Origin of the sequence: Rheinheimera sp. (assembly GCF_020217005.1) — a bacterium.
Lineage (GTDB): Bacteria > Pseudomonadota > Gammaproteobacteria > Enterobacterales > Alteromonadaceae > Pararheinheimera.
Genome location: NZ_JAIWOI010000042.1, coordinates 1 through 10,000 on the forward strand (window position 1 = coordinate 1; position 10,000 = coordinate 10,000).

The 10,000-nt window shown below is 46.4% G+C and carries 8 protein-coding genes; 3 read left to right on the forward strand and 5 right to left on the reverse strand.

The window, feature by feature from the left end; translation table 11 throughout:
- Positions 1-189 precede the first annotated feature (189 nt).
- The gene (locus LDL40_RS02125) at positions 190-1,683 is read right to left on the reverse strand and encodes a hypothetical protein (protein ID WP_300993308.1); all 1,494 of its coding nucleotides are present in this window, start codon (positions 1,681-1,683) and stop codon (positions 190-192) included.
- A 238-nt stretch (positions 1,684-1,921) separates the two neighbouring features.
- Here LDL40_RS02125 and LDL40_RS02130 point away from each other — a divergent pair, with 238 nt between their 5' ends.
- Positions 1,922-3,514 (forward strand): MFS transporter, encoded by a 1,593-nt coding sequence (locus LDL40_RS02130; protein ID WP_300993311.1) that lies wholly within the window; start codon positions 1,922-1,924, stop codon positions 3,512-3,514.
- A 37-nt stretch (positions 3,515-3,551) separates the two neighbouring features.
- Here LDL40_RS02130 and LDL40_RS02135 read toward each other — a convergent pair whose 3' ends face one another.
- The 4 genes from LDL40_RS02135 to LDL40_RS02150 all read right to left on the reverse strand — a co-directional run bounded on the left by LDL40_RS02135 (position 3,552) and on the right by LDL40_RS02150 (position 8,968).
- Positions 3,552-4,865: a TonB family protein gene (locus LDL40_RS02135; protein ID WP_300993312.1), complete on the reverse strand. Its 1,314-nt coding sequence runs from the start codon at positions 4,863-4,865 to the stop codon at positions 3,552-3,554.
- 226 nt (positions 4,866-5,091) lie between these two features.
- The gene (locus LDL40_RS02140; RefSeq protein ID WP_300993314.1) at positions 5,092-5,463 is read right to left on the reverse strand and encodes a VOC family protein; all 372 of its coding nucleotides are present in this window, start codon (positions 5,461-5,463) and stop codon (positions 5,092-5,094) included.
- Positions 5,464-5,589: 126 nt separating this feature from the next.
- The gene (locus LDL40_RS02145; RefSeq protein WP_300993316.1) at positions 5,590-7,461 is read right to left on the reverse strand and encodes a DUF885 family protein; all 1,872 of its coding nucleotides are present in this window, start codon (positions 7,459-7,461) and stop codon (positions 5,590-5,592) included.
- Between the two features lie 178 nt (positions 7,462-7,639).
- Complete coding sequence (locus LDL40_RS02150) at positions 7,640-8,968, reverse strand: amidohydrolase (protein WP_300993318.1); 1,329 nt, start codon at positions 8,966-8,968, stop codon at positions 7,640-7,642.
- Between the two features lie 260 nt (positions 8,969-9,228).
- Between LDL40_RS02150 and LDL40_RS02155 the strand changes: the two genes are divergently transcribed.
- Positions 9,229-9,561, forward strand: coding sequence for a hypothetical protein (locus LDL40_RS02155; RefSeq protein WP_300993320.1), 333 nt, complete (start codon positions 9,229-9,231; stop codon positions 9,559-9,561).
- Between the two features lie 104 nt (positions 9,562-9,665).
- Positions 9,666-10,000: cation:proton antiporter (locus LDL40_RS02160; protein ID WP_300993322.1), on the forward strand; the 335-nt coding region annotated here is incomplete at its 3' end.

Here is a 10,000-nt window from a genome sequence, read left to right on the forward strand (position 1 = left end):
GTTGTTAAAAAGTATTTCACGCAAGGTGTTATCAGGTCGCTCCAACAAAGCCAGTCACACTTCCATTGAGCTGGACAGTAGCAATAAAGTGAAGCCAAAGGCCAAACCTAAAGCTAAGCCACGCCCCGCTAAGTAAGTTCGATCTTCACACCAGTCAAAGTCCTTTGTACTTTGACTGGTGCTGTATTGCTACATATAAGCTTTGGCAAAAGCTTCTTTGGATTGCTTGATATAACTGCGGGCTTTCTGGGCATGTTGTTCCCAGGCGGCTTTATCTTTGGCATCAGTGAAGGGGTTTTGATCTGGTGCCACCGAACGTTCAAATCTATCGTAAAACGTAATGGCAGAAGAGGTAATTTGGTTAAAACGTTCTTTAAACTCCTGCATGCCTTCAAGCTGTTCTGAGGTCTTTAACATGTACTGAATTAGCTGAGTGTTATCATTGGTTGCCAGGTAGCCCTGTGCTTTGGTGGTGACATTTTTTTCTACTTCAGTGATCACCAGTGCCCGGATAGAGTCTTCTTTACTCATGACACGACTGTAATTTTCCTGAGTGCGGGCAAGTCCTGCGTGTTGAATATAGTCGCGCAGGTGTTTGTCTAAATCTTTGCGGAAGACTTCAACCATTTTCAGCATGCTTTGTAAATCGTTCTCCAGCGCAGAAACCTGCACCAATTCTTTTTCCAGCTCATTTAAAAACTTCTCGGCTTGCTCATAAATTTTTAAACCGTTCTCTTCAGCAAACTTACGGTCTTTGCGGTTTAAATCGGCATTTTCATAATTGGATTTATCAAAAGCAGTCGCCAAAAAGGATTTAAATGGTTCAGCAAAAGCGGCGTACAAACCGCCACTGACCACAGTTAATGTGGCAGTGGTTAAATCACCAAAAGGTTTTACCATCGAATTCAGCCTGGCTTGTTGCAGTGGCGATGTCACTCTTTTGGTATCGGCCAAAATAGTACGGAAAGAAGAGTAGGCCATGGGATTTGACATTTTATTGCGCTCAGAACTAGCTAAGGCAAAAGTAATAGTGGAATAAATAGCGTTAGCATATTCCAGATATTGGCGCTGGCTTTCCAGTTGTGCAGCATAGTTTTTGCCAATAGTCCGGAACGACTCACTTTGCAGTTCGTAGTTTTTATTGGTTTGTAGCTTGTCTAAAATGCCGCTGATAATTTTTTGCTCGTTTTTTTGCAGCGCAGTGTCAAGCAAAATACGATCCAGTGTCACATCATCCAACGCCAGGCCGCCATGCAGGGTTTCAATATCTAAGCGCAGATATTTACGGCCGGGATCGTCAATAGACACACGATGCGCCATGTAAGCATCTGTGCCGGCTGGTGCTTCAATCAAGCCTACCTGTTGCCACTGCGCATCCAGGGAGACAGAAGAGGAGGTCAAAATGTTAATGCGGTAGCTGGCAAAGGCTGACTGAGGTTTCACCCAAAATTCCAGCAATCCCAGTTCTGACACCGGATATCGACTGACTAAAGAGCTGCTGCCATCCTGACAAAACAACGCGCTTACACCAGTGCGAGCCATTTCAGAGCTGCGTTGGCAACCTGCGAGAATATTCCATTGATGGGCGTCTTGTTCAAAGTCGCTGGAAAATACCAGTTCACCGGGTTTAGCCTGGGCAAAACCACTGCATAAACAAAGCAAAGCAACAGAAAAACGACGCATACAATCCTCAGATGGAACAGGGTACAGGAACAGCCCTTACACACTGGTATAAGGCTGACAGAACGAAGATTTATGGTAGCTGAATTTGCCAGCTAAAACAGCGCTATTTTTTGTTTTCCAATCAATAACTTTTATCATAAAAGCAGGTTCTGCACTCTTGCTCTGACCTGCGTAGGCCCAGTATGCTCAGGGCTCACAACAAGTGCCTCAACAGGGGCCAGTCACAGAGACGTACCAGATGAAATCGCAGGGCTTAAATTTTTACCATCCGTTAGCCTTCTGGCTGGGGTGTCTTGGCATCACCTTGGGGGTGTTGGCGCATGTTCCTATGTTTATCCACGCTTCTCATATGAACTATCAAATGGTGGGTATGCCAATGGACAGCACTATGCTGATAGGCATGGGCTTAATCCCGCTGGGTTTAGTCCTGGCTATGTACGGTATGATGCCCAGGCTCGAACAACTTCGTTCAGCGGATCGCAGCAAATTGCATTTTCATGTGGCGGATCAGTTACCTCTTAACAGAGAGCACTGGACTTTAGTCTTGGTACTGATGGCCGCTGTAATAGTAGATGTGATGAAACCAGCGACTTTAGGTTTTGTGATGCCAGGCCTGAAAGCTGAATATGGTATCAGTTCAAAAGAAGCCGGTATGCTGGCCCTGGTCGCTTTAACAGGCACCACCCTAGGTTCAGTGATCTGGGGGCTGATGGCGGATTTATTCGGGCGCAGGGCTGCAATTTTATTGTCAGCCCTGATGTTTATTGGTACTGCTATTTGTGGTGCTATGCCGTCTTTTGAGTGGAATCTGGTGATGTGCTTTTTAATGGGTTTATCTGCCGGGGGCTTGTTACCTATCACCTTTACTCTGATGGCTGAAACTATTCCAGCTGCGCACCGCGGCTGGCTGTTGGTGGCCTTAGGCGGTTTTGGCACTGCTGCGGGATATCTGGTGGCTTCAGGTTCTGCCGCTTTGCTGGAGCCACTATTCAGTTGGCGTATTTTATGGATGCTGGGTTTACCCACAGGCTTGTTGGTCATTTTCTTAAACCGTTATATTCCTGAATCACCTCGATATCTGGCAAGTAAAGGTTTAACGACAGAGGCACGTTTGGTGCTGCAACGTTTTAGTGGTGTGCAATCGCAGGATCAAAGCAGCATAGTGGTCGAAGAAGAACCTGCAGCGCCAAAGGCCGGATTTAAACAGCTACTCGAAGGGCATTATGCCGGTATCACTTTAGGTTTAGTCGCGGCAGGTGTGGCCTGGGGGCTGGTGAACTTCGGTTTTATGTTATGGCTGCCGACCAATTTAGGCGAAATGGGCTTAGCAGGGCAGGCCAGTGCAATTATTACTAAGTCTGCTTTTTTTGCATTGCCAGGTGTGGCGCTGGTGATTTGGTTGTATCACAGTTGGAGCAGCATCAAAACACTGTTGTTGTTTATTCTGTTAACCGCTTTATCTTTACTGAGTTTCTGCCTGTTTGACTGGTTTGATAGTCGCTCCGTGTTTTTGTTGTCCGTCTCTATTGCGTTGCTGCTGGTTAGCTCCAGCGGTGTAATTGCCATGTTGATCCCATATGCGGCGGAGATTTATCCCGTGCATTTACGAGGAACAGGCTCTGGTATTGTGGCCGCCAGCTCAAAATTCGGCGGCATTTTAGGCGCATTGCTTGGCGTCTTTGGTTTGTTTGACCAGATGGCTTTATCTGCTTTGGTCATCATGGCCGCTCTAGTCACAGCAGCCTTTTTACTGCAACGTCATGGTATAGATACCAGAGGGATACGACTAGAGGATATGCATGCGGCGCTAGAGCGTAAATCAGGGCGTTAAAAAAGCCCGGCTGCAGCAGGGCTTAGTGTTCGCCAGCTCAGAGTATTGCTTTGAGCTCGGCCGCCGTCTGATAGTTTTGTGCTATGGCTTTATCTAACAGCAACTGACCCTGCACTGTGTCGCCTTGCAACATTTTACGTACGCCAGACCAGGTCAGTACTTGCGCGTCGTTATTGTTCAACAAGTAGTTTTCCCACTGAGGCGAGAATGCAGCCAGTTGACGTTGTGCTTCCAAACTGCCGTTTTTCGCCGCTATAGTCCACCAGTAATGGCTGCTGTGTAGTTGTGACACAGTGATGATGGGTTCCACGTACGAGGTTTTACCCGGATCAGCCCATAGTCTGTAATGACCATGACGAGCATCGTTATCCAATTCTTTACCAACCAACAAGGCTGAGGCTTGCTGCTTGTCCATTTTGTCAGCAGAGATGACTGCAGTGACTATGCCTTTACCATCGGTCTTGACTTCAGCACTGCCATAGAATCCGGCAATGTTGCTTCTGAACGACGACTTCCGACTAAAAAATTGTTCGGGTAACTCTGTAGTTAATTCCAGAGCTAAGTTTTTGTCGACATTGACATGATAGTTCGCATTAGTAGCCAACAGATCCATCACTGTTCCCAGCATATATTGGTGTTGCGGTGAACCAGCGACAGCATAGTCCAGCAGCTGATGCTTTTGCATAAATTGAGTTACTTTTGATTTGGACAATGGCCCTAAGCTATAGTGCAAAGCCACTTTACCTTGATGTTTTTTACCCGTAGCGGCATATTTCCAGGATTTAACGGCAGCAATCGAACTTTTATTAAAAGTTTTTTCCGGAAAAGACCCCAAAACTTCCACTGCGGACACATTGCCTTGCTCGTCAATCACGAATCTCAACACGTTATAGCCAAAGATGCCTTTGGCCGCAGCGTTTTTAGGGTAAACAGGGGCTCTGCGGCTGACGACTTCCGGAAAGTCGATCAGATCCGTTCTTTCTTCTGTAATTTCTTTGATCTGCACCTGAGCCAATAACAGACTGGCTTGTTGCTCCGCTTGTTGTTGCTCTATGGCTGAAAGCCTCTTGGTCAGAGCGCTGATCACTGCAGCTGCTCTGCTATCGCCCAGTTGCGCAGCCAACTGAAAATAAGCCAGGGCTTTCACATGATCTACGGCAGTGCCTTCGCCATTGTGATAAATAGCCCCAAGATTAAAGGCGGCAACCTCGTTGCCAAGCGGTAATAGCTTGTTAAATTCAGTTGTCGCCTGAGCATAGTGTTTTTCTTCGTAATATTTTAACGCGTCAAGTAAGTCTGCCTGGGTCAAACAACTGAAAAGCAGGCAGCCAATCACTAATGATTTGTGCATTACTTAGTCCCTGTAATGAATGAATTGGTTAATCTGAGGTTAACATTTAAAGGGGCGAAAAAACAAGACTCAAATCAGAGTGACCACAAGCCTTAAGGTCCGGCTTGTGACCACTTTGATGTTTCAACAGAAATTTGCAGCATTTTTGCTGCGTTTAGTGGTGCTTAAATCGTTATCAGACCAAACAACATTCAATCTCTATACGTCAACAGGCTGTGATGAGCAATTAGCCAAAATGATTAAAACAGAGTTTATTGCCATCCAAATCCCGAACGTAAGCACCATAAAATTTATTTGGCAGGCGTTGACCCGGCGCACCTTCGCAACTGGCACCCAAAGCTATGGCTTTGTGATAAAGCTCGTCAACTTTTTCTTTGCTGCCTGGCGCTATAGATAACATAGTGCCGTTGCCAGGCGTTGCAGCTTCTTTGTTATATGGAATACAAAGGGCAAGCATGGGGCTTTGCATGCTTTCGCCGATAAATATAATCCTGTCCATTTTAATCAGGGTTTTTGCGCCTTGCTCTTTTAACAATTCCAGATAAAAAGCAACAGCCTTATCCAGATCATTTGAACCTAAAGTGGCATAACTAAACATAAAAGCATCCTGTTATTGGGAAATCATTCGTCTATACGTCTGTACTACCTAAATGGTTGTATCAAGCGTCTTCATCGCTAAAAAAATGGCCCGGTGAAGGGCCATTGATAAATAAAGCTAAACAGCTTAAGCCGCTTTTACGCTATCTACCCAGTTCTGTACACGTTTTTCCAGTACCTGCAGAGGCAAGGCGCCACCACCTAAAACTGTGTCGTGGAAACCACGGATATCAAACTTATCACCCAGCTGTTCTTTGGCTTTGGCACGGATTTCCAGAATTTTTAACATACCAATTTTGTAGGCCGTCGCCTGACCAGGCCATACTAAATAGCGACGCACTTCTGAGGTAACAGCACCTTCAGCAACAGGAGTTTTTTCTTTGAAGTAGTCGATACCTTGTTGTTCAGTCCAGCCTTTACTGTGCATACCTGTATCAACCACTAAACGCACGGCACGCCACATTTCAGTAATTAAACGGCCAAAGTCTGAGTAGTCGCTTTGATAAGCGCCCATCTCTTTAGCCAGCAGCTCCGAATACAAAGCCCAGCCCTCTACATAAGCGGTAAAACCGGCTTGGGTACGGAAGGTGGGTACTGAGGTTAATTCCTGGGCAATAGAAATCTGCATATGGTGGCCAGGGCTGCCCTCGTGGTAGGCGATGGCTTCCATTTCATTTTTTGGCATCTGTTTCATATCAGACAAATGCGCATAATAAATACCAGGACGTTTGCCATCTGGTGTACCTGGGAAATAATGCTGAGCCGCGCCTGGTTGTTCACGGAAGGCTTCGACCCGTTTCACTGTTAAAGCGGCCTTTGGCAGAATACCAAAGTATTCAGGCAGTTTTTTCTCAATAAAAGCTAAGTAAGCTTCTGAATCTTTCAAATAACCCTGACGGCCTTCATCTGTGTCTGGATAGAAGAATTGCGAGTCAGTTTTAATAAAAGTGAAGAATTCTTTTAAAGAACCTTTAAAGCCCACTTTATCTTTGATTGCAATCATTTCTTTGGTCAGACGGTCGACTTCATTTAAACCAATCTGGTGAATCTCGTCCGCGGTTAAGTTGGTTGTGGTCGACTGAGCTAATCTGTGATTGTAATACGCCACACCGTTTGGTTGAGTCGATACACCTGTTACATTGACCTGGGTTTTATCCAGTTCGCTGGTTAAAAAGGCAGCTAAAGCCTCGTAAGAAGGCTGGAACTGAGTAGTTAAAGCGGATTTAGCGTCGGCCAGTAACTGTTCAGCCTTTTTGTCATCCAGTTTGTCGGCTTTTTTTAATGCTTCAACTTTAGTTTTGGCGTCAGCCCATAGCGGCGCATCTTTATCGCTTTGTTTAAAAGGCGCGCCGTTCAGCAGATTATTCACTTGCTCCAGTACACCTTCGTAAGCAAAACGTGGCGGACGTACGCCGGCTTCAGCATATTTAGCTGCACGTTGCTGTAACTCAGCTATAGCTTTGGCAATACCGCCTATACGCTTGACATAGGCTTCCATATCGGCCACTTCGTCTACCTTATGGAAGTTCATCAGTACTTGAGGCAATAAGGCGTGTACACCTTGCATCTGGTTAAAAACATAAGTGTTCACGCGAAACGCGGCAGCGTCACGGCTTTGCTCGTACTGGTAAATCCATAAATCGTAAGAAGTCTTGGCTTCAGTATCCAACTTGCTGTAATCAAACTGAGTCTTTAATTCTTCAACAGAAGCTGCGGCCCAGGCCAGTTGCTTGTCCTCACCTTCTTCAGTGACATCGTCTATTTGATCCTGTTTGTCTTTACGGCCTAAGAACGTCATTTGCAGCGGACTCATTTGCAGCTGCTCTTCGTATTTGGTTTCAAACCATTGATTTAAGCGCTCTGATTCAGACAAAGCTGCTTTGGTTTCTGCTGCTGTGACTGGTTCAGCCGCGGCTGGAGTTGTTGTTTTGCTGTCCTGGGCTGGATTGCAGCCTGCCAGTAATGCGGCAATGCTAAGAGCTAATAATGAATGGCGCACTTTGCGTTTTCCTTTTAGTTATTAATTGTGGAACATCGTCCGACCTAAAGCAGATCACTGATGATGTGCTGATCAGACTAACCTGATTTAACTGAAGAGTCGAAACTCATTTGTAACTTAGTCTTTCAAAAAAGCCCGTCTGAGACGGGCCTGGTGAGAGGTTGGGTCGCTGCTCTTGTTACTGCTTTGGCATTAAATCCAGTAAAGCGACCACAGTCGCCTCAACACCGGCCTTAATTGCAGGTTCGGGCGCAATTTTAAATAAAGGACTATGGTGGCTCGGAACCGGAGCTCCACCTTGTTTTTCGCGTTCGAAATCGGCTTTAGGCGTACCACCTATCTGGAAATACACACTCTGAATCGTAGGGTTCATAATCAAAAACGGATAATCTTCAGCACCCATGCCTAAACGTTTGTAGTTCTGATCCAAAATATCTGCGCCAAAATGACTCACCCAACGCTGCTTTAAACGCTGTGTCAGCGGAATATCGTTGACCGTGGGCGGTGTTGTTTGAGGATCTACAGTCACTACAGGCAGTTTATCTTCAGGCAAACCTGCGACCCGGCCCATATTGGTCGCCACTCTTTTAATAGCGCTGATCAGCTGCTCGCGGGTTTCTAAAGTGTCATTTCGTACTGTCAGCTGTAAATGAGCTGCATCCGGGATAATATTGTGTTTAGAACCAGCGTGAAAGGAACCAACGGTAATAACGCTGGGCTCTTTTGGGGCTATTTCGCGGCTGACAATAGTTTGTAGCGCCAGCACAATTTGCGAACCTAAGACGATCGGGTCTTTGCCCCGGTGCGGGCTGGCACCATGAGCCCCAACACCATGAATATGGATATCTACGGAGTCGACGCCAGAGTAGGGCGAGCCTTCGACCGCCACAATTTTACCTGCTTCAATTTCACTGGATACATGCAGCGCCATGGCATAATCCGGTGTACCAAAACGCTGCCAGATTTTATCGTCGCGCATACTTTGAGCGCCGCCCACATATTCTTCGGCTGGCTGGCCTACCAGCATCAGCGTGCCTTGCCATTGATCTTTGATCTTGACCATCTGCCGGGCCGTGCCCACTAAGCTGGTGATATGCATATCATGACCACACGCATGCATGACTGAAACCTCATTACCGTGCCAGTCTTTACTTTTCACTCTGGACGCGTAGGGCAAGCCACTTTTTTCCTCGACTGGCAAGGCATCCATATCAGCACGCATCATCACCAAGGGGCCTTTACCATTCTTCAGAATAGCAACCACACCAGTTTTCCCAACGCCGGTGGTAACTTCAAAACCTGCGTCCTTTAACTCTTTTGCTAAGCGCTCTGCAGTTTTAAATTCCATAAAAGACAATTCAGGGTTTTGATGGAAATGTTTAAACAGGGGGTCCAGATGCTTTTGGTAATCGGTACTGATTGCAGCTGCCAGATCTTTGGGGCTAGCCAGAGTACTGGTGCTAAGCAGAGCCGAACTTATCAAACAGGCAAGGGGGAGCAAGCGCATAGGTCAATCCTTTTTGTTGTTGTTTTAAAAAACTGTGGTTTGCCAAAATATAACAGCATAAAAAAGCAGCACTGAACAAGAGGCCGCGGGGAATATGCGATCAAAACCAGTTGATAAGGGACAGTTCGTCATAGCGCGGCTGGCCGGCCGAACCATCAGATGGCTGTTTGGATAAATTTAATCCTTAACCTCCGCCTGTCCAATGGTATTATCTACAGACGTCATCAACAGGGTAAGGCAGAGGAGGGGCTGGTTTTTATATGTATAGGCTGTTGAAAACGAAGCACTTAAGTTTCGCCACCTTGATTGTGTATCTGGTTTGGATTTTTCCTGCTACTACGCTTTGTATTGAACCTGACTGGCTTGACCGGCCAGAACAGCAAACAGTGCATAGCGTGTCACAACTCACCTCTGTTGCTCAGCCTCTGAAGCATCATGTTTTTTCTGATGATGACGAAGACGCTATAGTACAGTTAGATCACGCTGTATTCGTCTTTGTTGTTTATCCGTCCGGCGCTTTATTAGTCAGCGTGGTCAGCTCTGTCTTCACTTTGCATTTTTCTGCCCGGGCACCACCAGCGCAGCTGACGTAGTTCGTTCACCAGTACAAGCAGACGGTATGCTTTGAATTGAACTGTCTGCATTTTGTAGCTGTGCTGTAGCATCAGTCTGCAGCCTTAAAGCGAGAATCTCATTTATGTTTATGATCGACCAGATTATTTTATTGGCCGCTATTTTGATTATTTTTGGCATATTATCCAGCAAGCTGTCAGCCAGGTTGGGTTTGCCCGTCCTGGTGCTATTTCTGATGGTGGGCATGCTGGCGGGCGAAGATGGGCCTGGTGGTATTGTGTTTGATAACGCGCAAATAGCTCATGCTTTAGGCTCTTTAGCCCTGGCTATTATTCTGTTTGACGGGGGGTTACAAACCCCCATGTCCTCAATTAGGCAGGTATGGAAACCCGCTTCTGTGCTCGCTACCTTGGGCGTGTTAACCACAGCCGTGCTCACTGGTCTCGCTGCCGCTTACAT

Bases quoted from the DNA above. Each gene is read 5' to 3' on its own strand.
- LDL40_RS02125 (WP_300993308.1), bottom strand. From the start codon at position 1,683: ATGCGTCGTTTTTCTGTTGCTTTGCTTTGTTTATGCAGTGGTTTTGCC.
- LDL40_RS02130 (WP_300993311.1), top strand. From the start codon at position 1,922: ATGAAATCGCAGGGCTTAAATTTTTACCATCCGTTAGCCTTCTGGCTG.
- LDL40_RS02135 (WP_300993312.1), bottom strand. From the start codon at position 4,865: ATGCACAAATCATTAGTGATTGGCTGCCTGCTTTTCAGTTGTTTGACC.
- LDL40_RS02140 (WP_300993314.1), bottom strand. From the start codon at position 5,463: ATGTTTAGTTATGCCACTTTAGGTTCAAATGATCTGGATAAGGCTGTT.
- LDL40_RS02150 (WP_300993318.1), bottom strand. From the start codon at position 8,968: ATGCGCTTGCTCCCCCTTGCCTGTTTGATAAGTTCGGCTCTGCTTAGC.
- LDL40_RS02155 (WP_300993320.1), top strand. From the start codon at position 9,229: ATGTATAGGCTGTTGAAAACGAAGCACTTAAGTTTCGCCACCTTGATT.